This window comes from Pseudescherichia sp. L3, assembly GCF_024656065.1.
In the GTDB taxonomy this organism is placed as follows: domain Bacteria; phylum Pseudomonadota; class Gammaproteobacteria; order Enterobacterales; family Enterobacteriaceae; genus Pseudescherichia.
In genome coordinates this window covers 1,309,978-1,335,076 of record NZ_JANKYC010000001.1, presented here as the reverse complement: position 1 = coordinate 1,335,076, position 25,099 = coordinate 1,309,978, and the positions used below count along the sequence as shown (strand labels likewise).

Below are 25,099 nucleotides of genomic sequence, written 5' to 3'. Positions count from 1 at the left end.
AAATCAGGAACCTGTTTTTCTGAACGTCAACGGGACAATGGTTTTGGCATCATACCGGGCGCTGCACTGGGCAACGTCGCTGGTGCCTGCGGTGCAGGAGATCTCCGGCATCGGGTAGCGAGTGCCGTCGCTGCAGCGCGCGTGACCGCGGCTTTTGATCATCAGTACGCCGGTGTCGTGCAGGCCAGAGAAGATCTCGGACCGGCAGACAATATTATTACCCTGCACCAGGCGGGCGGTACCTTTATTGTTCTGGATCTGGAAGCGCAGCGTAGGCGGTTTGCCGGTCACTTCGTCTTTGATATCCAGCATCACGCGCCAGCTGCCGTTGAGAAAACGGGTGCTGCCCGCTTTAACCTGGTTGGCATCCATCACCAGCGCATCTTTCGGAATGGCGGTGATAGTCGGCTCGCTGGTTTTTTCCACCACCGGGGCAGGCGCTGCTTTGGCTGCCACCACTTCTGCCTGATGCAACGGCAGCGAGGCCGTAAGCACCGGCGCAGGCTCAGCCTCGAGCGGAGCAGGCGCAATGGTCTGCGGAGCAGCGGGCGCGGCAGCTGTTTTGAGGGCAGGCGTTGAGGCATGCTCTGCGGGCTGATGCGGCCACAGCAGCGGGGCAGCAACGGCGGCGACCACCACGGCGGCCACCGGCAGGGCCCACAGGCCATAGCGGCGCTTAGTGGCAGGCGCAGGCGCAGCGGCAACGGCGGCAGGTGGCACAACCGGCGCGGGCTGGGGTTCAGGCTGCGGAGGTTCGGGAGGCTGCTGGGGGGTAATCTCCGGCACGGCGGCCAGCAGCGGTTCATCGGCTTTGCTGAAGGTCGCCACGGCAGGGACGTCCTCTTCAACGTCGCGCTCTTCCGGCATCTCGATGATCGGGGCAGGCGGCTCCTCTTCCCGCAGGCAGGCGAGCACATCCTCGCGGGCGCTCTCGTTAAGGTCAACAAAGCCCCAGAAGGTAATAACCGGTTTGCCATCCACCAGGAATACGTGGTTCACGCCGGGAAACTGCAGCGCTTTCGCCAGCAGCGAGCCAAAGAGCTGCTGAGCGGTTTTCGGCGACTGTAGGCTTTTCCGGCTCAGGGCAGCGGCGCTGTCGAGCGTGCTTTCCAGAAAACGCAGGGCGCGGAAGCGGGACTCGTCGTCTGCCGCCTTCCAGCTTACCGCCCGGCCTTCGATCGGTGAGTACCAGTCCACGCGATCGCCGTCGTCGTTAATCTGCGGTATGGCGAGGCAGTCCACCATCGCCTGCTGCTTACGCAGACGTAACGCTTCACGAATTTGCAATGCCGAATCAAAGACGGCCTGGCCGCCGCCGCCAACGGCCTGAAAATCATCCAGATCGCCGCTGCGCAAGAGAGTTTTTGCCACGTTTTCATCCCATAGACTTCTTCACGCCTCTACTTTACGAGATGTAATAGCAAGCAAACGGTGGAAGAGAGGCTAAAAGCGGTGAATTCTCGTGGCATTGCACCGGCGCTTTTCGCTTGACGTTTCCGGAATAACTTAAGGCAAACTAAATGGTGGGCGAAGGCGAAGAAATCAGCAAAATCAGCTGCTTTGGCATAACCTGATAGTGATTCGTTATTTGCCAGACTTTCACTGCTATGCTGAGATCACGTTTTAATAAAATAATAAGGTTTTAATTATGTTTTCAGGAAAACTGTCTACAGGCAAAACGCTGCTCGCGCTGGCGCTCAGCACGCTTCTGCCGGCAAGCGCGGCATGGGCGGCGGCCAACGATACCCTTATTTACTGCTCTGAAGCCTCTCCGGAATCCTTTAACCCACAGATCGCCAGCTCTGGCCCAAGCTTTGTCGCCAGCTCCCAGACGCTGTATAACCGCCTGATCAACTTCGACCCGGTGAAAAATACCCCGGTGCCGTCGCTGGCGACCAGCTGGACGATCTCCCCGGACGGTAAGACCTACACCTTTACCCTGCGCCAGGGCGTGAAATTCAACAGCAATAAATACTTCAAGCCGACCCGCGACTTTAATGCCGATGATGTGATCTTCTCGGTCATGCGTCAGAAAGATGCTAACCACCCGTATCACAACGTCTCTCAGGGTAACTATGAGTACTTCAACGACGTCGGCCTCGACAAGCTGATTAAAGAGGTCAAAAAGGTCGATGATTATCACGTGCAGTTCGTCCTGAACGAGCCGAACGCTGCATTCCTCGCCGACTGGGGCATGGATTTTGCCTCTATCCTCTCGGCGGAGTACGCGGATGCCATGCTGAAAAAGGGCACGCCGGAGAACGTCGATACCTGGCCAATCGGTACCGGGCCGTATGCGCTGCAGCAGTATAAGCGTGACGCGCTGATCCGTTATATTGCTAACCCGAACTACTGGGACGGTGAGGTGCCGACCAAGCACCTGATCTTCTCTATCACCCCGAACGTTGAGACGCGTCTGGCGAAGCTGCAAACTAACGAGTGCCAGATTATTCCCGCGCCGTCTCCGGTGCAGTTCGACGTGATCAAAAAGAACAAAGATCTGGCTCTGCACTCGGTAGATGCGCTTAACGTCGGCTATCTCGCGTTCAATACCGAGAAGAAACCGTTTGATAACGTGCTGGTGCGCCAGGCGTTGAACTATGCCACGGATAAAAAGGCCATTGTTAACGCCGTCTTCCTGGGCTCCGGTACGGTAGCTAAATCACCGCTGCCACCGAACATGCTCGGCTTTAATAAAGACCTCAAGGATTACGCTTACGATCCGGAAAAAGCCAAGGCGCTGCTGAAGCAGGCCGGTCTGGAGAACGGCGCGGAAGTCACGCTGTGGTCAATGCCGGTACAGCGTCCATATAACCCGAACTCTAAGCGTATTGCCGAGATGATCCAGAGCGACTGGGCGAAGGTGGGCGTGAAGGCGAAGATTGTCTCCTATGAGTGGGGCGAATACCTCTCTGGCATGCGCAAAGGCGAGCATGACAGCGCGCTGTTTGGCTGGATGTCCGACAACGGCGATCCAGACAACTTTGCCGACGTGCTGCTGGGCTGTGATAGCATTGAAACCGGCTCGAACGCCGCCCGCTGGTGTGATAAAACCTATAACGGGCTGGTGAAAAAGGCGAAGCTGACCTCCGTTCCGGAAGAGCGCGCTAAGCTCTACGCTCAGGCACAGGAGGTGTTCTACCAGCAGGCCCCGTGGATTGCGCTGGCGAACGGTAAAACCTTCTATGCCACCCGCAGCAACGTAACCGGGTATAGCGTTAGCCTGATGGGCAGTGATTTCTCAAAAGCTAAACTGAATTAACAGTCACAGGAGAGGATATGTCGCATTTGGAAGAGGTGGTTACGCGCGTGGATGCCGCTATCAAGGAGAGCGTGATTGCGCATATGAATGAGCTGCTGGTCGAGCTCAGCAATGACGCGGAGCTGAGCCGGGAAGATCGTTATACCCAGCAGCAGCGCCTGCGTAACGCCATCGCCCATAATGGACGGCACCATCAGGAAGAGATGGAGGCGCGCCGCGAACAGCTCACCAAAAACGGGACTATCCTCTAAAGCATTGTGAACGCCGGGCGGCGCTAACGCTTGCCCGGCCTACGTAAGCACGGTGTAATTTGTAGGCCCGGTAAGCGTAGCGCCACCGGGCGTTACGGTCCGGACTGCCGGGCAATTTACCTACCACTGACGTCTTGCCACTAGCCACGCACCAATCACCAGCAATACCGCCCCGCATACCGGGCCCACCAGCGCCCGCCATGGCACGCCGTGGCTTTTGACCAGGTCCATCACCAGTCCACCGATCAGCTGGCTCGCTACCAGCACCGCGATAGTGGTGGCCGCGCCAACGTATTGATATCCGCTAATGCTGGCAAAGACAAAAAATGACCCAAGCAGGCCGGGGATCAGCGTCCACCAGCGCACCGTTGCCGCCAGTTCGCTAAACCCGGCCAGGCCATACTTCATCAGCAGAATTCAAACAAACAGCACAATACCCACCAGCGAGTTGAGCAGCATGGCGATCAGCACGGTGGAGGAGGATTGGGTGATCCGCACCATCAGCGTATTTTGTACCACCAGCCCGATACCCGCCGCCGCCAGGAACAGCAGGGTCAACGACTGGTTCATGCGATAGCGTCCGGTTCGCTGCGGTCATCCAGCTGCAGCTGCATAAAGGTGAGATCCAGCCAGCGGCCAAACTTGGTACCCACCTGCGGCATCTGCGCGGTGGTGATAAAACCCAGCTTCTCATGCAGGTGAATAGAGGCCGCATTCTGCGACTCAATTCCGGCGATCATCACGTGCTTGCCGATGCGTTTTGCCTCCTCAATCAGCCTGACCATCAGCGCCTGGCCCAGACCTTTACCCTGATGATCCGGGTGAACATATACCGAGTGCTCTACCGTATGGCGGAAACCGTCGAAAGCGCGCCAGTCGCCGAAAGCTGCATAGCCGGCGATCTCGCCGTTCTCTTCGCTGACCAGCACCGGGTAGCCCATCAGGGTGCGCGCCTCAAACCAGGCGATGCGGTTGTCGGCATCAACGGTCTGATCGTTCCAGATAGCGGCGGTATGCAGTACGGCGTGATTGTAGATCGTGGCAATGGCGGCGCAGTCGTCTTTGCCCGCGTAGCGGATAGTCATGCTTAAAACCTCAGAGAATATGCACGGGATAGTCTGTTATGAATACTATTACAGCCGCGATAAATCAACGCTTTGCCGCTGCTGTTTCGCTTCAGGAGCGGATGACGCAGATTGCGAAGCAAAGAGAGGCGTAAGGCGCTACGCTGAAAGGATGTTTAACCGTCCAAGGAGACTATTGTGAGTCAAGAACAACAGCGTAACCGCCAGTGGCTGCTGGCTTCCCGCCCGAAAGGCGCGCCCGTTGCTGAAAACTTTCGTCTCGAAGAGAGCGAGATCCCCACGCCAACATCCGGCCAGCTGCTGCTGCGCACCGTCTATCTCTCTCTCGACCCGTATATGCGCGGTCGAATGAGCGATGAACCCTCCTATGCCGATCCGGTGAATATCGGCGACGTCATGTGCGGCGGTACGGTGAGCCAGGTGGTCACCTCACAGCATCCAGACTATGCCGAAGGCGACTGGGTGCTGGGCTACGACGGCTGGCAGACGTATGCCATCTCTAACGGTGAGGGGCTGGTTAAGCTCGACAAGAGCCTTGAGCACCCGTCCTGGGCGCTGGGCGTACTGGGGATGCCTGGCTTTACCGCTTATATGGGGCTACTGGACATTGGTCAGCCCAAAGAGGGGGAGACGCTGGTGGTCGCGGCGGCAACGGGCCCGGTTGGGGCAACGGTCGGCCAGATTGGCAAGCTGAAAGGCCTGCGGGTGGTAGGCGTCGCCGGTGGGGCAGAGAAGTGCCGTCACGCCGTGGAGAAGCTGGGCTTTGATGCCTGTATCGATCATCACGCCGATGACTTTGCTGAACAGCTTAAAAACGCCTGCCCACAGGGGATTGATGTCTATTATGAAAACGTTGGTGGCAAGGTATTTGATGCGGTGCTGCCGCTGCTGAATACCGGCGCCCGCGTGCCGGTGTGTGGCTTGATCAGCGGCTACAATGCCACCGATCTGCCGCCGGGGCCGGATCGCCTGCCGCTGCTGATGGGCACCATTTTGAAAAAGCGTATCCGGATGCAGGGTTTCATCATTACTCAGGACTACGGTCACCGCATCGACGAGTTCCAGCAGGAGATGGGGAAATGGGTTCAGGAAGGCAAAATTCACTATCGCGAGCAGATTGTTGATGGCCTCGAAAATGCCCCTGAAGCCTTTATTGGTCTATTGGAAGGCAAGAACTTTGGCAAACTGGTTATTCGCGTAGCCGCGGACCAGTAAAGGTAAGTGCCAATAAAAAATTGCATAAAAAATCATGCAATTTTACAAAATGTTGTCTTTAATTAAGCATAGCTACACCAGCGGAGCGGTATGTTCCGTTGGTGTATATTAATCTGCATAATAAATAACTTTTAGTTCTAACGATTTGCGTTAATCCAATACCAGGCAACTCTCTACCTACTATATCTTATGGTTCGTGTGCGAATAGTCACACGAATAGGTGAAAAGTAATAAGTATTCGACAGGACATGAATATGCTTGATTTGGAAAAGGCGCAGCGTCTGAGCCTCACTCAGCAGGTTGAAGTAAGTTTAAAAAACGCGTTAATCGTCGGGGCGCTAAAGCCCGGCGCACGCCTGATTACCAAGGAGATTGCCGACCAGCTCGGAACCAGCATTACACCGGTGCGCGAAGCACTTTTGCGTTTAGTCTCTGCGGGTGCGTTACATGCCACTCCCGCCCAGGCCTTTCTGGTTCCAGACGTGAGTCAGCAAACCCACCGCGAAATAACTGAAATTCGTAAGCGGCTGGAATCGATGGCCGTCAGTGCCGCCTGTAGCAAAATGACCGATGAAAAACTTCGCCAGCTGCGGCTGCTGGCTAAAACATTTAATGAAGCCCGACTGGGCGCGAACGTGGAGCAGGCCTTGCAGGCTAACCGTAGCTTTCGCTTTCGCCTGTACGAATATGCTGAGATGCCCACGCTGCTCTCGCTGATCGAGCAGCTGTGGGTGCGCATCGGCCCGTGCTTTAACCATCTTTATCCTGTCTCGGCGGAGCTGGCCAACGGGCACCATGACTATGCCGATCTGTTAGACGCCCTGGAGCGGGGTGACAGCGAGGCCAGCCAGCAGTCAATTATTAGTGTCATTGATATGGGCGTAAACATTGTTCAGCATCAGTATAAAGAGGCACTGTAGCCCGTCTCTTAATTGCGCCTTATAACGGCTTCCCTGGTGAATTTGCCTCAGGGAAGCACCTCCATCACACTTTTACTATTCTTCCTGCCAATCGCGTTAATTACCTTTCTCCAGTGCCGATAACCCTTTTATACGCAGTTGGGCGCTAACATTTTGCTTGGGCAAGGAGAGGGTATGTTTTTAAACCGACGATTACGCGATATCACCATCAGCAAGAAACTGTCGGTGGGCTTTGGTCTGGTTCTGCTGCTGGTTGCGGTTGCCACCACTCTCAGCGTGATGCGTTTTAAAGAGATCCGCAGCGTTTATGAAAAAACCAACCTGATCTACAACATCAATATTGAAGTCTTCCAGGCCAAGATTAATCGCCTGAAATATTTTTACAGCGGCGATGAAAAATCGGGTCAGGCGCTGGCAAACTATGTCAACCATGCCGCAGAGCTTACCGCCTCGGCGAAAAATCTCGACTGGACCGATGGCGAGACGACGCTGCTTCACACCCTTGAAACTCATCTTGCCGACTTTCAGCGCAGCGTAAGCGGCATGCAGAGCGCCAACGCCGCGCTCGCTCCGCTACGCGCCGCCGGCACCCAGGCAGGCAGCGCCGAGATGCAGCAGCTTCAGGCCGCCGAGGATGGGGTTAAGGTCGCTGGCGACAACAGCAGCGCCGACATCAAACTTATTATCGCCTCGGTAAAAGCCCATAACGATGAGCTGGCCTATAGCTCCAGCACCGTGACCGCGGTGATTGGCGGCGTTGCCATACTCATTGGCATTCTTGTCTCGTGGTGGGTTATCCGCCAGATTACCCGGCCGGTGCAGCATAACCTGACCCTGGCGGAGCGCATCGCCAGCGGCGATCTTAGCTCGGTGATTGAGGTGCGGGGCGGCGATGAGTTAGGTAAGCTCACCGGGGCGATGGCGAAGATGAACCTGCGTCTGCGGGAGATGATCCGCGAGGTGCGCAGCAGCGTGGCCCAGGTCTCCCACGCCGCCAGCGAAATTGCCGACGGCAACACCGATCTCTCTTCCCGTACCGAGCAGCAGGCGGCCGCCGTGGTGCAGACCGCGGCCAGTATGGAGGAGCTCACCGCGACGGTGAGAAATAACGCCGATAACGCCCGTCATGCCAGTAAACTGGCTGCTGAGGCCTCCAGCACCGCCAGCCAGGGCGGCAGCGTAATGCGCGACGTGGTCAATACCATGGGCGATATCCACGCCAGCTCGCAAAAAATTGCCGATATCACGGCGGTGATCAACAGCATTGCTTTCCAGACCAACATTCTGGCGCTGAACGCGGCGGTCGAAGCCGCGCGTGCTGGTGAACAGGGCCGTGGCTTTGCGGTGGTTGCCAGCGAGGTGCGCAGCCTCTCCCAGCGCAGCTCCCAGGCGGCGAAAGACATCGAGCAGCTGATCGGCGAGTCGGTATCACGTATCAGCACCGGCAGCGAGCTGGTGGCCAGAGCGGGCCAGACCATGGAGCAGGTGGTGGATGCGGTGACTCGGGTCAACGATATCATGGGTGAGATCTCTTCCGCGTCGGAGGAGCAGAGCCGGGGTATTGAGCAGATAGCCCGCGCGGTAGGCGAGCTGGACAGTACCACCCAGCAGAACGCCACGCTGGTCAGCGCCTCATCGCTGGCGGCGGGATCGCTGGAGGAGCAGGCGCAGCTGCTGTCTCAGCTTGTCGCGGCGTTCCGTCTGGAGCAGCCAGCAACGGCGTAAAATAAAAATGCCCGGCAGCGTTTGGCTACCGGGCATCAGCAGAGACGCTAAGGCGTTACTCGAAGCGGTACACTACCGAGAGGCCTACGCCGTAGTTACGACCCGGAGCCGGTTCGTAGTAGCGGCCGTTAGATTCGTTAACGATGACCGATCCGACATACTCTTTGTCGAACAGGTTATCGACGCGGCCAAAGACGTCCAGCATCCAGTTGTTGTAGTTGAACTTATAGCCGGTGTTCAGTCCCACGGTGGTATAGGACGGCGCTTTCGCCGTGTTCTCATCGTTCGCTTCAATGTCGCTCATGTAGCGCATATCAGCCCCCGCGTACCAGCCGCTCTCCGGCACGTAGCCGAGGGAGGCAAAGCCCATGTTACGCGCAATGCCCGGCATCCGGTTACCGTTGCAGTTGTCATCCCCGCAGACGTTGGTTCGGTAGGTGGCATCCAGATAGGTCCACGCCATTTTCACCCGCCAGTCGCCAGCAAACTGCTGGTCGAGGGAGAGCTCAGCGCCCTGACGACGGGTTTTCCCGGCGTTTTTGTAGGTCGTGCGCCCACCGCTGCTGGTATCCGTCACGATCTCGTCATGGGTCATCGTCTGGAACAGCGCTGCGGTAAACAGGCCGTTGCCGACGCGGGTCTTGCTGCCAATCTCATAGGTGTCGTTGGTAGACGGTTTAAGATTGAAGTTCAGGCCGCTCTGATTATTGGCCCGGTAGGAGAGCTCGTTGATGGTCGGCGTCTCGAAGCCACGGCCTGCGGCGGCGTAGACATTCCATGCATCGGTCACGGCATACTTCAGCGCACCGGCCGGGAGCCACTCGTGGTAGCTGGCTTCACCGCTGTCGTCGCCGTTAGCGGCAGTAATGTAGTGGTCATTGGAGTCAAACCACACCGAGCTGTAGCGCACGCCGGCGTCTAGCGAGAGCTTATCGGTCAGCTGCCAGCGGGACTGCATATAGGGATCCGCGTTCCACATCAGGTTACGCTCGTTACGGCGCAGGTTACCTTTCTGGCCGTAATCCGGCGTGCCGTTATTCATTACGAAGTTCTCGAAACCCTTCCGATCTTCGCTCATGTTTTCATAGTTCAAACCGGTGGTAATGGTCACCGGCACCAGCAGCTCGCCACGGTGCGTCCAGCGGGTATCGATCCCCTGGTAGTGACGGCTCAGGTCGATCACGCCGCCCGCATGGGTCGGATTGAGCTGCGGCGCACGCGGAATGGACTGGTACTGGGTCGTTTCACGCTGGCCTGCGTACATCATCACGCTGAGGTCATCCTGCTCGCTCAGCTGGCGCTCATAACGCAGTCCGGCCTGGGTCTGCTTGATGGTTTTGCGGGTGTTGTACTGGTCGGCACGCGGAGCCTGGTGCGGATCCTGTTTCCACTCCTGCTGCGTCAGGCCGCCCGGATCGTCCGCTTTGATATCAACGCTGTTAAAGATCAGGCTCAGCTTGCTAACGTCATCGATGCGCACACCAAGTTTGGCATTGGCCAGGTTCTTACGCGCACCGCTGTGGTCGCGATAGCCGCTGGTAATAAAGCGGGTAGAGGAGACGGTGTAGTCCACGTCACCTGCCTGAGTACCGTCTCCGGTTGCACCGGTGGCTTTCAGGCCGTAGCGCCAGCTACCGTAGCTGCCGTAGTAGCTGCTGGCTTCGATAGTCGTGGGCTGCTGACCGGTTTCGGTAGTGACGTTAACCACGCCGCCGGAGGCGTTACCATACAGGGCAGAGAAGGGGCCGCGCAGCACTTCGACGCTCTCGACGCTGTTGAGATCGATATTGGAGGTCTGTCCCTGGCCGTCCGGCATGGTCGCCGGGATGCCATCGACGTACATGCGGATGCCGCGCACGCCGTAGGTAGAGCGGGAGCCAAAGCCACGCATAGAGAGCTGCAGATCCTGCGCATAGTTCTGGCGATTCTGGATCTGTAGCCCCGGCACGCCGGTCAGCGACTCGGAGAGGTTAACGCGCGGAGCGGCATGACGCATCTCCTCCCCGTTGACCACGCTGACGGCGGCAGGCGTATCCAGCTCGGACACGGTCTGCGGCGTAGCGCTGACGATCAGGGTCTGCTCATCAGCGGCAAAAGCAGAGCCGCAGGCCGCGGGCAGCAGCAGCAAAGGGAGGGTCGCGTGCGTGATAGCGATGATTTTCATTAAAGGAACCGGTTAAATAAAAAACGAACCAAATGGAACATGTGTGCACATGTTACTGTTTTTGTAAAAATTATGAAAACGTTAACGGCACGTAGTGTTAAGTGCTGTATCCAAGTGTGTATGGAGAAAGTATGAAGATTATGGACGACCTGGCAAGAAAGGCTCCACATTTTATCAATTAATGATTATTATTCTCATTCGCAACACGCGAATGTATTAATCAAAGGGAGTCGTCATGTTTTTACGTCAATTAAGCTCGCCGCGCCTGCGTGGTTCACTGTTCCTCGGTTCACTGCTGCTGGCGGGGGCGTTTAACGCCAGCGCGGCGGAGGAGATGCTGCGTAAACCGGTGGGTAAGGGCGCATACGAAATGGCGTTCAGCCAGCAGGAGAACGCCCTGTGGGTCGCCACGACCCAGAGCCGCAAGATGGATAAGGGCGGGGTTATCTACCGCCTCGACCCTGTTACCCTGGATATCACCCAGGTCATCCACAACGATCTTAAGCCGTTTGGTGCGACCATCAACCATCAAACCCAGACGCTGTGGTTTGGCAACACCACCAATGGCGCGGTGACTGCCGTTGACGCGAAAACAGGCGAGGTCAAAGGCCGTCTGGTGCTGGACGATCGCAAGCGCTCCGAAACGGTGCGCCCCTTGCAGCCGCGCGAGCTGGTGGTGGATGAAACCACCAATACCGTTTATATCACCGGCATCGGTAAGGAGAGCGTGATCTGGGCCGTGGATGGCGAAACGCTGAAGCTGAAAAACACGATCGCTGACACGGGCACCTTTAGCACCGGGCTGGCTATCGATGCGGCGGCAAAACGTCTCTATACCACCAACGGCGACGGCGAGCTGATTACCATCGATACCGCCAGCAATAAAATCCTCTCCCGTCAGAAGGTGCTTGACGATGGCAAAGAGCACTTCTATCTCAACCTCAGCCTCGACACCGCAGGCCAGCGGGCGTTTATTACCGACTCGAAGCAGGCGGAAGTGCTGGTAGTAAATCTGCGCGACGGCAAGGTGCTGGCGAAGGTTACCGCCCCGGAGTCGCTGGCCGTGCTGTTTAACCCGGCGCGTAACGAAGCCTATGTGACCCACCGCAAGGCGGGCAAGGTGAACGTTATCGATGCGAAAAGTTATAAGGTGGTGAAGAGCTTTGATACGCCTACCTACCCGAACAGCCTGGCGCTCTCTGCCGATGGTAAAACGCTGTACGTTAGCGTGAAGCAGGCCTCGACCCGCGAGAAAGAGGCGACCGATCCGGATGATGTGATCCGTATTGCGCTGTAAGTAAGAGCAAGTAGGTTACTTTAGTGTATGTGTTCCGTACACCTCATGCGGGACAGAACATATAACGTGCGTCACACGTGAACGGGATAAGGGGGCCACCGCGGCCCCCTTATCGATCCCCGCGGCCCCGCGGGGAAACCGGTGCTGCGCACTGCGCTCTCCTCCCGCCCGGCTGACCGACGGCCGGCTCGACTCGAGATTACTCGTCCCATCCTCAGGACTCGCCCCTTCGGGGCCAACGCAAAGCGTTGTTCAAAATCGCTCCGGGCGATTTTGTCCTGTCTCGTTTCGCCTCTGGCCGCCCTCCCTGGCGTCCAGTCCTTGTCATCCGGTCTCCGGTTCGCCGGTTTCAGCGGGGACTCAACACCCGCGCGGTGAGACTGGAACCTATAGCGACAAAGACATCGCTGTAGGCTCGGTATCAAAGCGAGGTGTTGAATCCGGCTGAAAATCGCTGAGGCGTTCACTTCTGGCCGGGGCAGCCCGCATGGATGCGGGCTGAGGGCGTGCCTTACAGGGACGTTACCTCACGCCCGACCCGAAAGCCGGAAGGGATAAGCCGAGGACAAAATTGCCGGGAGCAATTTTGGACAGCGCTTGCGCTGGCCCCGAAGGGGTGAGCCCCAGGGATGGGGCGAACAAACCGCGCAGCGGCGATTTTCCCTGCCGGGAGCCCGGGTCGCCAGGGTGGTGGCGGCGAGCCACCCTGGCACGTTCACGTGTGCAGAATTTTAAGATAAGCAGGATTTTGACGTGAACGGAAACCTCAGCGGCCCCTCATATTCTTCACGCTCTTCCAATAAAAAAGCCAGTCTAATCGACTGGCTTTAATTTATTAGCTGGAGGTTTTCTCAACCAGCACGGCGCTTTCCGCCGTCTCTTCACTATGCACCGGCGCGGTGCTGTGGATCTCCTGCACCCGCTTACGCACGCCATACCAGCCTACGACCAGCAGAAGTGCAATCACCGGAATCGAGGCGATGGTATAGGTCCCGTTCGGATAGTCGAACGCCATCAGCACCAGCACGCTCAGCAGGAACAGCAGCGTCAGCCAGGAGGTGACCGGCGCGCCCGGCAGCTTGAAGCTGACGTCAGCCGCTTTGCCCTCTTTAATAGCTTTACGCAGGCGCATCTGGCACACCACGATAAACGCCCACGAGGCGATAATGCCCAGCGCCGCCACGTTCAGCACGATCTCAAACACGCTGGCCGGAACCAGATAGTTCAGCACCACGCCGAAGACGTAAATCGCCAGCGTCGCCAGAATGCCCGCGTAGGGAACATGCTGCTTGCTCATTTTGGACATGAACTTCGGTGCAGAGCCGCCCATCGACATGGAGCGCAGAATACGGCCCGTAGAGTAGAGGCCTGAGTTCAGGCTGGAGAGCGCGGCGGTCAGCACCACCATGTTCATTACGTCGCCAATGTAAGGCACGCCCAGCTTGCTGAAGAAGGTCACGAACGGGCTCTGTCCAGCCTGATAGGCATTCCACGGCAGCAGCAGCACCAGCAGAACCACGGAGCCAACGTAGAACAGGCCGATACGCCAGATCACGCTATTGATGGCTTTTGGCACCATGGTCTGCGGATCTTTACATTCACCCGCCGCCGTACCCACCAGTTCGATAGAGGCGAAGGCGAAGACCACGCCCTGCACCAGCACCAACGCAGGCAGCAGGCCATGCGGGAAGAAGCCGCCGTTATCGGTAATCAGGTGGAAACCGGTGGTGCCGCCGTCCAGCGGTTTGCCGGTGCCGAGGAAGATAGTCCCCACGACCAGGAAAACCACGATAGCCAGCACCTTCACCAGCGCAAACCAGAACTCCATTTCGGCGAACCATTTCACGCCGATCATGTTCATGGTGCCGACGATAGCCAGCGCGCCAAGGGCGAAGACCCACTGCGGCACGTCGCCAAACGCGCCCCAGTAGTGCATATAGAGCGCAACGGCGGTGATATCCACAATGCCGGTCATGGCCCAGTTGATGAAGTACATCCAGCCGGCAACGAATGCCGCCTTCTCACCCAGGAACTCACGGGCGTAGGAGACGAAGCTGCCGCTGGAGGGGCGGTGCAATACCAGCTCGCCAAGCGCGCGGAGAATAAAGAAAGAGAAGATCCCGCAAACCAGATAGACGATGGCGAGCGAAGGGCCTGCCATCTGCAGGCGTGCGCCCGCACCGAGAAATAACCCTGTACCAATCGCACCGCCGATAGCAATCATCTGCACCTGACGGTTACCCATCGCCTGCTTATACCCCTCTTCATGCGAGTTAAGCCAGCGGCGTTTTGCAGCCTGATGCTCTGCTGCGCTGTTGTTGCTGTTTTTCATTGCGTTACCTGTTGACCTGTCTGAATCATCGAGGATGTTTTCATTCGACCAGTACGAAACAAACGTTTGCCCTGGCGAATAAATATGCTGTCTTTCCCGCTATTTTGCGCATAGATAAGACGAAACATGGCGCAGCATCCTACCTGCAATTTTTAAGCGACGCAAAAGATACCCAGCGAAAATTGAGCGCTGTCGCGTGAATTCGTGTGGTCGGATGAGCAGCGTTGTCGATACGATTCAGCCCGATGAAAAGGGTTAGGGTGCAGGCGAGGCGAGAGAGATGCGACTTAGCCACTTTTTAGCTAATGAAATGTAAATTAATTGTTTCACAGGCGTTTCCTGACCTCTTACTAATAGAGGCATGTTTCCTCATCTGAGCGTACGCATGTCATATCGAATTAGTCTGCTGGATAAAAGTCCCATCGCCGATGGCGAAACGGCAACGGAGGCGCTGGCCCGCACCCTGCACCTGGCGCAGCGAGCCGAGGAGTGGGGCTATCACCGCTTCTGGATCGCTGAGCACCACAACACCCCGCAACTGGCCAGCCCATCACCGGAGCTGGTAATCGCGTGGATCGTCGGCCAGACCCGGCGTATTCGTGTCGGCTCCGGCGGCGTCATGCTGCAACACTACAGTCCCTACAAGGTCGCGGAAAACTTTAACCTTCTCGCCACGCTGGCACCGGGACGTATCGATCTCGGCGTAGGTAAAGCCCCTGGCGGCCTGCCGCTCTCCACCCGCGCGCTTCAGCAGGGGCTGGATCAGGAACGCGCCGGCACCTTTGCAGACAAACTGGCGCAGCTCGACAACTGGCTTTCACTCTCGGTAAACGATCGCCAGCAGGAGAGCCTGCTGGCAACGCCGGTACCGCCTCACCGCGCCGACGGTTTTCTCCTCGGGGCGAGCGTCGAGAGCGCTCGGCTGGCTGCCGCCCTTGACTGGAACTTTGTCTTTGCTGCTCACCTGAACGGGGATAAAGCCCTGCTGCGCGACGTGCTCACGGCCTGGCAGGCGCATAGCCAGCGCAGCACGGTGGTGGCGGTGCAGGCGATTGTGGCCGACAGCGATGCTGACGCGCAGGCGCTGGCCCAGGAGGTTGAGCTGTGGGGCGTGGAGCTGGAGAACGGCCAGCGCGTCACGGTAGCCAGCCAGGAGCAGGCGCAGGCGTTTGCCCGTCAGGCGGGCAGCCTGGCGAAGCAGATTGTTCGCCGGGACTCCTCGGCGCTGGTGGGCACGGCAGAGACGGTGCTGGCCGGGCTGAACGCGCTGCACCATGCATGGGGCATTGACGAATTTATTATTGACACGCCCATTACCGGCGGCGCAGCGCGGATTACCTCCCTGCGCCTGCTGGCAGAGGCGTGGTCGCAGGAGCGGCACGTGACGGAGGCAGCGGAATGCAGTTTGCACAACAGCTGATTGAGTGGCGACGTGAGCTTCATCAGTACCCGGAGCTGTCGCTTCAGGAGTTTGAGACAACGCGGCGGATCCGCCAGTGGCTGGAAAACGCCGGGCTGCGACTGTTGCCTTACGATCTGCCCACCGGCGTGGTGGTAGAGATTGGCAGCGGCGAAAAAATAATTGCTTTGCGCGGTGATATCGATGCGCTGCCTATCGACGAGGCCAGCGGCGTGCCGTTTAGCTCGAAAAACGCTGGCATCATGCATGCCTGCGGCCATGACGTGCACACCACCGTGATGCTTGGCGCGGCGCTGCTGCTCAAGGAGCACGAGCATCGGCTGGCGGGCAGGGTGCGTATCCTGTTCCAGCCTGCCGAAGAGAATTTTGGCGGTGCGAAACGGCTGATTAACGCAGGCGTCCTGAATGGCGTCAGCGCGATTTTCGGCATGCACAACGAACCCGGTCTGCCGGTGGGCGTCTTTGCCACACGCGGCGGCCCGTTCTACGCCAACGTCGATCGCTTTGTCATTGGCGTGAAGGGCAAGGGGGCACATGCCGCCCGCCCGCACGAGGGCAACGACGCCATCCTGCTGGCGAGCCAGCTCGTCAACGCCCTGCAGAGCGTCGCCAGCCGCAACGTTAACACCCTTGACTCAGTGGTGCTCAGCGTGACGCGGATCGCCGGAGGCAATACCTGGAATGTGCTGCCGGAGACGGTAGAGCTGGAGGGCACTCTGCGTACCCACGACGTTGCGGTTCAACAGCAGGTGAAGAGGCGCGTAAACGCCATTGCCGCCGGGCTGGGTCAGGCGTTTGGGGCGGAGATTGTCGTCAGCTGGTACGACGGCCCCACGGCGCTGGTTAACGATGAGCGCTGGGCCGCCTTCGCCCGTGACGTCGCTGACTGGCACGGGTATGAGACGCAGCACGCCGGGCTGCATATGGGCGGGGAGGATTTTGCCGTCTATCTGCAACATATTCCCGGTGCTTTTGTCAGCATCGGCAGCGCCAGCGAGTTTGGCCTGCATCACCCGGCATTTAACCCCGACGAAGCACTGCTTGAAGGCGCGGCGCGCTACTTTGCGCTGCTGGCTGAAAAAGCGTTACTGCAACCTTAAAAGGATCATTTATGGCGACTGAAAAACTGGCGACGACACGACAGTTACGGCTGGGCACGATTTTGCAGGGCGCAGCGGGAAATATGTCTGCCTGGCGCCATCCGGCAGCGGTGGCAGATGCCAGCATCAACTTTGAGTTTGTAAAAGAGACCGCGCGTAAAGCTGAACAGGGGAAGCTGGACTTCCTGTTCGTCGCCGACGGCCTGTACATTAATGAGAGATCAATTCCGCATTTCTTGAACCGCTTCGAGCCGCTAACGGTGCTCTCCGCGCTGGCTAGCCTGACCACCCACCTTGGGCTGGTGGGAACGCTCTCTACTTCCTACAGCGAGCCGTTTACCGTCGCGCGCCAGTTTGCCAGCCTCGATCACCTTAGCAATGGTCGGGCAGGGTGGAACGTTGTGACCTCGCCGCTGGAAGGCTCGGCGAAGAACTTCTCACGGGACAAGCACCCGGAGCACGCGCTGCGCTACCGCATTGCCGATGAGTACCTGGATGTAGTGAAAGGGCTGTGGGACTCCTGGGAAGAGGATGCCTTTGTGCGTAACAAAGAGAGCGGGCAGTTTTTCGATCCGCAAAAGCTGCATACGCTCAACCACAGCGGGACGTTTTTCCAGGTCGCCGGGCCGCTCAATATTGGTCGTACGCCACAGCATCGTCCCATTATTTTCCAGGCCGGGGCCTCAGACGATGGCAAAAAGCTTGCCGCCCGCCACGCCGACGCCATTTTTACCCACCATGACACGCTGGAGGAGGCCAAAGCCTTCTATCGCGACGTTAAGCAGCAGCTGGAGGCTAACCATCGCCAGCCTGACGATCTCAAGATATTCCAGGGGGTGAGCATCATCGTCGGGGATAACGACGCCGACGTCGAGGCGCAGTATCAGACCACCGCCGCGCTGGTATCGATAAACGATGCCCTGAACTACCTTGGCCGCTACTTCGAGCACCATGATTTTAGTCAGTATCCCCTCGATGAGCCTTTCCCGGACGTGGGGGATTTGGGGCAGAATAGCTTTCGCAGCACAACCGATGAGATCAAACGTAACGCCCGGGCGCGGAATCTGACCCTGCGCCAGGTAGCGCTGGAGAGCGCCTCGCCGCGGCCGCGCTTTGCCGGCACCCCGGAGCAGGTGGCCGACGGTCTCCAGCGCTGGTTTGAAGAGCGGGCCGCGGACGGATTTATCATCCAGGGCGGTACGCCGGAGAGCTTTGCCCACGTTGTGGATCGGGTAGTGCCACTCCTTCAGGCGCGGGGAGTGTTCCGCACTGACTATCCGGGCACCACGCTGCGCGAGACGCTGGGTTTATCCGCGCCTGATAATCAATTTATAAAATAATAATTTAATAAGAGAATACGCTATGCAGAAATCAACGCTACTTCTGGCCATTTCGCTTGCCTTTACGCCGCTGGCGTGGGCTGACAGCGTCACCATTAACGGCACCGGCGTGAGCCTTGAGGCCAACAAAGCACCCATTAATACCGCCAAAAATGCCCAGGCGGTGGCGGAGCTGCCAAAGGGCTACCGCTTCGCCCAGCCGGGCAAGTTTACCGTGGCGGTGGCGGCGTTGAATTCTCCTCCGCTAACGGTCTTCTCAGATGACAATAAAACGCTGCTGGGCAGCGAGGTCGATATTGCCCGGCTGGTAGCGGATAGCCTTGGCCTTGAGCTTAACGTCGTGCCGACCTCGTGGGAGGATTGGCCCCTGGGCGTCTCGTCCGGCAAGTATGACGCCGCCATCAGCAATATTACCGTCACCAAGGAGCGTAAAGAGAAGTTCGACTTCGCTACCTACCGCAAAGATTCGCTGGGCTTCTATGTGAAGTCGACCAGTTCGATTAAATCCATTGAGAAAGCCGAAGATATCGCCGGGCTGCGGATCATTGTGGGATCGGGAACCAACCAGGAGGCGATCTTGCTGGCGTGGGACAAGGCCAATCAACAGAAGGGGCTAAAGCCGTTTACGCCGGTCTATACCAAGGATGATGCCGCCCAGACGCTGGCGATCCAGTCCGGCCGTGCCGACGCCTTTTTCGGGCCGAACGTAATTGGCGCGTGGAAGGCTGCGCTAACGAACAGGACAAGGCTGGTGGGAAGCGTTGACGGCGGCTGGCCAAAGGCGGCGCACATTGCGGTAACGCTGAAAAAAGGCAGTGGACTGGTGGAGCCGGTGCAGACCGCGCTTAATGGTGCAATCCAAAGCGGCGACTACGACAAGGTGCTGGCCCGCTGGGGCGAAGGGATGGAGCGCATCTCCACATCGGAAATTAACCCGGAAGGCCTGGGTGACTGAGGAGAGAGCCATGCGCGAACGCTTTCGTGATGTCCCAATGGATGCCCCCGAGCTGCAACCGATTATCGAGGGGCTGTTTGGTGAATACGCCGCCCGCTATGGGGACTACTTCGCCAAAGACGCGGAGGTGGAGCTCAACGAATGGTATCTGCCGCCGCAGGGACTGTTTTTAGTTCTTGAGCGCGACGGGGAGATTATTGCCACCGGGGCCTACAAGCCATTCGATGCGCAGACGGCGGAGATCAAGCGTATCTGGACCCAGCGCACCCTGCGTCAGCAGGGCCTGGCCGGGCGCATGATGCAGGCCCTGGAGCAGAGGGCTTCCCTCGCTGGCTATCGGCGGATCTTTCTTACCACCGGTTTTCGTCAGCCGGAGGCGGTCAAGCTCTACCTGAGCCTGGGGTATGAAGCCCACTTCGATCTGCACCGCGATCCAGAGGAGTACAGCCTGCCGCCTTATGACGGACGGCTGCGCTTTACCAAAACGCTGGACGTTGCTCTGCGCCACTCAGCCTGAGGAAAAAAGATGACCACACCTGAAACTATTAAAGTGATCCCCGCCCGCTATCCGCTGCGCACCGTAGGCGCGTTTGTCGCGCTGTTTGTGCTGGCGATTGTGATCCAGTCCGTTGCCTTTAATCCGCGTTGGGAGTGGCACGTGTTTGCCCGCTGGTTTTTCGACCCGGCGATCCTGTATGGCGTAGGCCAGACGCTGCTGCTCACCCTGCTGGGGACGGTACTCAGCGTGCTTATCGGTGGTCTGCTGGCGCTGGCGCGCCTGTCATCCTCCTGGCTATTGAGCAGCCTCGCCTGGGGCTATATCTGGCTGTTCCGCTCCCTGCCGCTGATTGTGGTGCTGATTATTCTCTACAACTTCTCCTATCTCTACGACACGCTGACCATCGGTATTCCCTTTACCGCCATTAGCTGGGGGCAGTTTGAGACCATCAACGTGCTGGGTCAGTTCTCAACGGCGGTGGTGGGGCTGACGCTGGTTCAAAGCGCCTACACCGCTGAGATTATTCGTGGCGGATTTTTGGGCGTCGATCACGGTCAGTACGAGGCCGCTGCTGCCCTCGGTCTACCGGCATGGCGGCGCACCCTGCGCATCATCTTGCCCCAGGCGCTGCGCACCATTCTGCCGTCGGGCTTTAACGAGATCATCAGCCTCGCCAAGGGAACGGCGATGGTCTACGTGCTGGCAATGCCGGAGCTGTTCTACACCATTCAGATGATCTACAACCGTACCCAGGAGGTGATCCCTCTCCTGATGGTCGGCGCGGTCTGGTATCTGGCGATCACCAGCGTGCTGTCAATCATTCAGCACCTCGTCGAGCGCGCCCTGGCCCGCAGCGAGCGCCGTTCGGCCATCAACGCCGCGCCGCGTGTTTCTCGGGTCTCCTCTCCCGCAACCCACGTTACCGCTCAGGAGCCTGTCCATGCCCACCTCTCATAATGGTCATATCTCGATTACCGGCGTCAGCAAATATTTTGGTCGCCACAAGGCGCTGGACGGCGTCTCGCTGGAGCTGCCCCCCGGATCGGTAACGGTGATCCTTGGTCCCTCCGGCTCGGGTAAATCGACGCTGCTGCGCGCCATCAACCATCTTGAACGAGTAGACGAAGGCTTTATCCAGATCGACGGAGAGTACATTGGCTATCGTCGGGAGGGCGACCGGCTCTACGAGCTGAAAGAGAAAGAGATCCTGCGCCAGCGCATCAACGTCGGCTACGTCTTCCAGAATTTCAATCTCTTTCCGCATCTGACGGTGCTGGAAAATTTGATTGAAGCGCCCATCGCCCATAAACAGCTCAGCCGCAAAGCCGCCGTTGAGCGGGCTTACGAACTGCTGGACGTCGTCGGCCTGCGCAATAAGGCCGACGCCTGGTCGCGCCATCTCTCCGGCGGTCAGCAGCAGCGTATCGCCATTGCCCGCGCGTTGGCGCTGCGTCCACGCGTTATGCTGTTCGATGAGCCCACCTCGGCCCTCGATCCTGAGCTGGTGGGCGAGGTGCTTGACGTCATCAAAACCCTGGCCCGTTCCGGCACCACGCTGGTGGTCGTTACCCATGAGATCGGCTTTGCCCGCGAAGTGGCGGACACGGTGGTCTTTATGGTAGACGGCAAGATCGTCGAGCAGGGCAGCAGCGAGGCGGTGTTAAACCGCCCGCAGCATTCCCGCACCCAACAGTTTTTGTCAAAAGTGCTGTAAAAAAACACTATGGCCGCTTGCCAAACTCAACGGTCTGCTGCGTCCAGCGCCGCGCCTGCTCGCTTAACGTAAAGCCAAGGCCATGACGGTCGGAGACGTACATCCGGCCATCCCGCAGCTCAAGCTGCTCGTTAAACAGCGGGTTCAGCCACTCAAAGTGCTCCAGCCACGGCTCCAGCGGGTAGGCCGCCGCGAGGTGGAGATGGACCTCCATCGCGAAGTGCGGAGCCAGCTTGCGCCCGTGCTTCGCTGCCAGATCCATAATCTTCAGGAACGGCGAGATGCCGCCAACCCGTGGCGCATCGGGCTGGACGAAATCGCTGGCGTTGCCGAGGATCAGCTGTTCATGCTCGCGGAAGCTGGTCAGCATCTCGCCAGTCGCAATGGGCGTATCCAGCGCGGCGGCAAGCTGGGCGTGGCCCTCGACGTCATAGGCATCGAGCGGCTCTTCGATCCAGATCAGGTTGAACTGCTCCATTTTACGTCCCATGCGGATGGCGGTTTCGCGATCCCACTGTTGATTAGCATCCACCATCAACGGGAAATCGTCTCCCAGCGCCTCGCGTACGGCAGTGAGGCGACGGAGATCCTCGGCTGTATTGGGCTGGCCGACCTTCAGCTTAATGCCGCCAATGCCGTTCTCTCTGGATATGGTCACGTTTTTCAGCACCTGATCCAGCGGGGTGTGCAGGAAGCCGCCGGAAGTGTTGTAGCACTTCACCGAGTCGCGATGGGAGCCAAGCAGTTTCGCCAGCGGCAGACCCGCGCGTTTGGCTTTCATATCCCACAGGGCGATATCGAAAGGGGAGATGGCCTGCACCGCCATGCCGCTGCGGCCAACAGAGGCCCCTGCCCACAGCAGCTTGCTGTAGATCTTATCGATATCGTTAGGATCTTCACCCAGCAGGTTATCGGCAATCTCTTTGGCATGGGCGTAGATCCCCTGGCCGCCGGCGCGCTTGGAGTAGCTAAAGCCCACGCCTTCGAAACCGTCGCGGGAGTGGATCTCCGCCACGATAATCGCCACTTCGGTCAGCGGCTTTTGTCGACCGGTAAGCACTTTGGCATCGCTCACCGGCGTCGCCAGCGGCAGGAAGGCAAGGGAGAGCTTCACCCACTCAATACGATCGCCGGTTTCCGCTGCCGTTTTGACACCTTCTGCTTTGGCATAGGTGACTGAATCAGAATTTGCGCTAGAGGTCATCGCACTCTCCATAGGTTATAAAATGTTTGCGCTAACATTTATAGTTCAACCATCAGGCCGCTGCTAGAGGGGAGTGGATAATTTGTACAGTCGATCACAGTTTCTGCCCGCCTGGGACACAATAGCGTGTGGATTAAGCGCGCCGCTTGATGAATAATGGCAGAAATGCTTTTTAGAACAGGTTGATACTGCGTGACCACGCCTAAGATCTCTCGCCCACAGCCGCCCCGGGCCCCCACCCTGGATGACGTTGCCCGCGTCGCCGGCTTGTCGTCAATGACCGTCAGCCGGGCAATTAACACGCCAGAGCGGGTACGGCCAGAAACAGTTGATCGGGTAATGAGTGCCGTTAAGGCTACAGGCTATATTCCCAATGCGCTGGCAGGGGGGCTGGCTACCCGACGCAGCAAACTGGTTGCCGTTGTGGTACCGCAGATCAATAACAGCATGTTCGTCGATACTATTCAGTCCCTGAACGATGCGCTGGCGGCGCGGGGCTACCATATGCTGCTCTGCATGTCGGGCTACACGCCGCAGACTGAAGCCGAACTGGTAGCAGCGCTGCTGTCGCGCCGTCCGGACGGAATGGTATTAACCGGTATTCACCACTCGGCGGAGCTGAAAAAGATCGTGCTTAACGCCAGCGTGCCGGTGGTGGAGATATGGGATTCAACCCCAACGCCGCTCGATATGCTGGTGGGTTTCTCCCATGAAAAAGTGGGCCAGGCACTGGGGCATTTTTTACAGCGCAAAGGTTACACCCGTCCAGGGCTGATCTGGGCTGAAGATCGCCGCGCCCAGCAGCGTAAGGCAGGGTTATGTGAGGCGCTAACATTGCACGGTTTTCCTGCGCCGTTACAGGTAGATGTGCCGCTTCCCGCCAGGCTAGCGCTGGGCCGGGAAGGGCTAGGGGCATTGCTAACGCAGGGAGAGTGTGACGTGGTGGTGTGCAGCTCCGATACCCTTGCTCAGGGAGCGATTATGGAGGCCGAAAGTCGGGGACTGCGGGTGCCGCAGGATCTGGCCGTCGTCGGTTTCGGCGATCTCGATTTTGCCGCTTCCAATCGACCCGCTATTACCACCGTTAGCGTCGACCGTCACGAGATAGGCCTGCGCGCCGCGACGCTGCTTGCCGATCGCATCGAGGGCATTGAGCCTGATAATGTTATTCTGGACGTTGGCTTTACGCTTATTGAACGCGAGTCGGCTTAAACAGATTACAGGAGGGTAAGTGATAACGTTTCGATCCCCATCCCGGCATGAATTTCAGGCCTTTGTTGACTATTTTATCCCGGATTATGCTGCCGAGATTGTCAGTAACTATCTGCTCTCTGAGGAAGATGCCCTTGCGCAGGCGCGTCGCGAGCTGGAAGCCAGTTTCCCCGACGGCGAGAAGAGTGCAGGGCAGATACTACTGTGTATTGTTCTTAACGACGCTGAGAAAGAAAATCATATTGGCTACCTCTGGTACAAGCCGGATCCGCAGCTGCATTCAGCCTTTATCAATGACTTCTATCTTTTCCCCGCGTTCCGGGGAAAAGGTTTTGGCAGCGAGGCCATGAAGCAGCTTGAGCTGCGCCTGGTGGAAGAGGGCTGTAAGCAGATCAAACTGCGGGTGGCTGCTGGAAATCCGCAGGCCAGACGAGTCTATGAGAATAACGGTTTTAACGTAACCGGAATCAATATGAATAAAGTACTGGGCTAACAACCCGGCCAGACGCTAAATAAACGAGGAGTTTGCTATGCCGCATATCGATATTAAATGTTTCCCCCGCGATCTGAGCGAAGAGCAGAAAACGGCGCTGGCGGACGATATTACCGCTGCAATTGTCCGTCATCTCAACAGCAAAGACAATTCGGTGAGCGTTGCCCTGAGCCAGGTTCAGCCTGAGGACTGGAAAGCGCAGGTGTGGGACACAGAGATCGCTCCGCAGATGGAAAAGCTGATCAAAAAGCCGGGCTACAGCATGTAGTTTGTGCCTCCTGCCCTTCGGGGCAGGGTAAGCATGGGGTGTTGTAAATGAATAAATATTGCCTGGCGTATATCATTGGTACGATCCTATCGGCTTTTACTATCAATGCTTTAGCAGAATCCAACCATTCAAGCATAGTCAAAAATAGCGATGTTGACGCTTGTGTCGATAAGAGTAGTAATATAGACAGTGAGTGTTTAAATTCTGTCAGTAAGCGAAGTGAAAAAGAATTAAATGACGTTTATAAAGATAAACTAAAAGAGATATCAACTTTCGACTTTTCCCGGTGGTGGATGGGAGAAAAAGATCGGCGTGAAGGCATGAAGCAAGCCTTTATACATAGTCAAGAATTATGGCTTAAGTACCGCACTGAATATTGTAAAACCGCTAGCACAGGATCTGAGAGAGTTGATGGCTATGGAGCAGCAGTATTAAGCTGTCAGATTAACCTGGCGAAAAGGCGAATAGAAGAAATCAAAATGATACATCCTGAACTTTCGGACGGATGAAATAGAAATTACCAATAGTGAGGTTAAGGACTTGCTCTTGCTTAATTACTTAAGGTTCTTTGTTTAGGCTTTTATTCAACCACCAGATTATCTTATTAGTCATAAGGTTACTAATGGTTGAATAAAAATGAAGA

The 25,099-nt window shown here is 57.6% G+C and carries 20 protein-coding genes and 2 pseudogenes; 16 read left to right on the top strand and 6 right to left on the bottom strand.

Going from position 1 to position 25,099, the window contains the following annotated elements; translation table 11 throughout:
- Window positions 1-3: 3 nt before the first annotated feature.
- Window positions 4-1,371, bottom strand: a complete 1,368-nt coding sequence (locus NR795_RS06495; RefSeq protein ID WP_257757623.1) for an SrfA family protein — start codon at window positions 1,369-1,371, stop codon at window positions 4-6.
- Between the two features lie 292 nt (window positions 1,372-1,663).
- Here NR795_RS06495 and NR795_RS06490 point away from each other — a divergent pair, with 292 nt between their 5' ends.
- On the top strand, window positions 1,664-3,262 hold the full coding sequence (locus NR795_RS06490; RefSeq protein WP_257758274.1) for an ABC transporter substrate-binding protein: 1,599 nt from the start codon (window positions 1,664-1,666) through the stop codon (window positions 3,260-3,262).
- 17 nt (window positions 3,263-3,279) lie between these two features.
- Window positions 3,280-3,513, top strand: coding sequence for a YdcY family protein (locus tag NR795_RS06485; protein WP_257757618.1), 234 nt, complete (start codon window positions 3,280-3,282; stop codon window positions 3,511-3,513).
- Window positions 3,514-3,633: 120 nt separating this feature from the next.
- Here the strand turns inward: NR795_RS06485 and NR795_RS06480 are convergent.
- A pseudogene (locus NR795_RS06480) lies at window positions 3,634-4,083 on the bottom strand (DMT family transporter).
- Entirely contained in the window at window positions 4,080-4,598 is a 519-nt protein-coding gene (locus NR795_RS06475) for a GNAT family N-acetyltransferase (RefSeq protein WP_257757617.1), read from the bottom strand. The pseudogene NR795_RS06480 and the gene NR795_RS06475 overlap by 4 nt, the downstream one beginning before the upstream one ends.
- A gap of 177 nt (window positions 4,599-4,775) precedes the next feature.
- Between NR795_RS06475 and NR795_RS06470 the strand changes: the two genes are divergently transcribed.
- From NR795_RS06470 to NR795_RS06460, 3 genes are all read left to right on the top strand, one after another.
- Window positions 4,776-5,813 (top strand): NADP-dependent oxidoreductase, encoded by a 1,038-nt coding sequence (locus NR795_RS06470; protein ID WP_257757616.1) that lies wholly within the window; start codon window positions 4,776-4,778, stop codon window positions 5,811-5,813.
- 254 nt (window positions 5,814-6,067) lie between these two features.
- Window positions 6,068-6,733, top strand: coding sequence for a GntR family transcriptional regulator (locus tag NR795_RS06465; protein WP_144815608.1), 666 nt, complete (start codon window positions 6,068-6,070; stop codon window positions 6,731-6,733).
- Window positions 6,734-6,907: 174 nt separating this feature from the next.
- The gene (locus NR795_RS06460) at window positions 6,908-8,458 is read left to right on the top strand and encodes a methyl-accepting chemotaxis protein (protein WP_257757614.1); all 1,551 of its coding nucleotides are present in this window, start codon (window positions 6,908-6,910) and stop codon (window positions 8,456-8,458) included.
- Between the two features lie 55 nt (window positions 8,459-8,513).
- Here the strand turns inward: NR795_RS06460 and pqqU are convergent, their stop codons facing one another.
- Window positions 8,514-10,622, bottom strand: coding sequence for a TonB-dependent receptor PqqU (pqqU, locus tag NR795_RS06455; protein ID WP_257757611.1), 2,109 nt, complete (start codon window positions 10,620-10,622; stop codon window positions 8,514-8,516).
- Window positions 10,623-10,857: 235 nt separating this feature from the next.
- Between pqqU and NR795_RS06450 the strand changes: the two genes are divergently transcribed.
- A complete protein-coding gene (locus NR795_RS06450) occupies window positions 10,858-11,919 on the top strand; it encodes a YncE family protein (RefSeq protein WP_257757609.1) in 1,062 nt (353 codons plus the stop codon).
- Window positions 11,920-12,754: 835 nt separating this feature from the next.
- Here NR795_RS06450 and ansP read toward each other — a convergent pair.
- Entirely contained in the window at window positions 12,755-14,251 is a 1,497-nt protein-coding gene (gene ansP / locus NR795_RS06445; RefSeq protein WP_144815624.1) for an L-asparagine permease, read from the bottom strand.
- Between the two features lie 385 nt (window positions 14,252-14,636).
- Between ansP and NR795_RS06440 the strand changes: the two genes are divergently transcribed.
- The 6 genes and pseudogenes from NR795_RS06440 to NR795_RS06415 all read left to right on the top strand — a co-directional run bounded on the left by NR795_RS06440 (window position 14,637) and on the right by NR795_RS06415 (window position 21,279).
- Window positions 14,637-15,671, top strand: coding sequence for an LLM class flavin-dependent oxidoreductase (locus NR795_RS06440; RefSeq protein WP_257757608.1), 1,035 nt, complete (start codon window positions 14,637-14,639; stop codon window positions 15,669-15,671).
- Window positions 15,650-16,771, top strand: a complete 1,122-nt coding sequence (locus NR795_RS06435) for an amidohydrolase (RefSeq protein WP_257757607.1) — start codon at window positions 15,650-15,652, stop codon at window positions 16,769-16,771. Before NR795_RS06440 ends, NR795_RS06435 begins: the two co-directional genes overlap by 22 nt.
- Before the next feature lie 26 nt (window positions 16,772-16,797).
- Window positions 16,798-19,066: pseudogene (locus NR795_RS06430) on the top strand (NtaA/DmoA family FMN-dependent monooxygenase).
- A gap of 10 nt (window positions 19,067-19,076) precedes the next feature.
- A complete protein-coding gene (locus tag NR795_RS06425) occupies window positions 19,077-19,583 on the top strand; it encodes a GNAT family N-acetyltransferase (RefSeq protein WP_257757606.1) in 507 nt (168 codons plus the stop codon).
- A 9-nt stretch (window positions 19,584-19,592) separates the two neighbouring features.
- Window positions 19,593-20,522, top strand: coding sequence for an amino acid ABC transporter permease (locus NR795_RS06420; protein ID WP_257757605.1), 930 nt, complete (start codon window positions 19,593-19,595; stop codon window positions 20,520-20,522).
- Window positions 20,506-21,279: an amino acid ABC transporter ATP-binding protein gene (locus NR795_RS06415; RefSeq protein ID WP_257757603.1), complete on the top strand. Its 774-nt coding sequence runs from the start codon at window positions 20,506-20,508 to the stop codon at window positions 21,277-21,279. The genes NR795_RS06420 and NR795_RS06415 overlap by 17 nt, the downstream gene beginning before the upstream one ends.
- 7 nt (window positions 21,280-21,286) lie before the next feature.
- Here the strand turns inward: NR795_RS06415 and NR795_RS06410 are convergent, their stop codons facing one another.
- Window positions 21,287-22,483, bottom strand: a complete 1,197-nt coding sequence (locus tag NR795_RS06410) for an L-talarate/galactarate dehydratase (RefSeq protein WP_257757601.1) — start codon at window positions 22,481-22,483, stop codon at window positions 21,287-21,289.
- Between the two features lie 192 nt (window positions 22,484-22,675).
- Between NR795_RS06410 and NR795_RS06405 the strand changes: the two genes are divergently transcribed.
- The 4 genes from NR795_RS06405 to NR795_RS06390 are packed head-to-tail and all read left to right on the top strand — an operon-like array spanning window position 22,676 to window position 24,965.
- Entirely contained in the window at window positions 22,676-23,695 is a 1,020-nt protein-coding gene (locus tag NR795_RS06405; RefSeq protein WP_374543892.1) for a LacI family DNA-binding transcriptional regulator, read from the top strand.
- Window positions 23,696-23,714: 19 nt separating this feature from the next.
- Window positions 23,715-24,188: a GNAT family N-acetyltransferase gene (locus NR795_RS06400; RefSeq protein ID WP_186370529.1), complete on the top strand. Its 474-nt coding sequence runs from the start codon at window positions 23,715-23,717 to the stop codon at window positions 24,186-24,188.
- Window positions 24,189-24,225: 37 nt separating this feature from the next.
- On the top strand, window positions 24,226-24,456 hold the full coding sequence (pptA, locus tag NR795_RS06395; protein WP_257757600.1) for a tautomerase PptA: 231 nt from the start codon (window positions 24,226-24,228) through the stop codon (window positions 24,454-24,456).
- 47 nt (window positions 24,457-24,503) lie between these two features.
- Complete coding sequence (locus NR795_RS06390; RefSeq protein ID WP_257757599.1) at window positions 24,504-24,965, top strand: lysozyme inhibitor LprI family protein; 462 nt, start codon at window positions 24,504-24,506, stop codon at window positions 24,963-24,965.
- Window positions 24,966-25,099 lie beyond the last annotated feature (134 nt).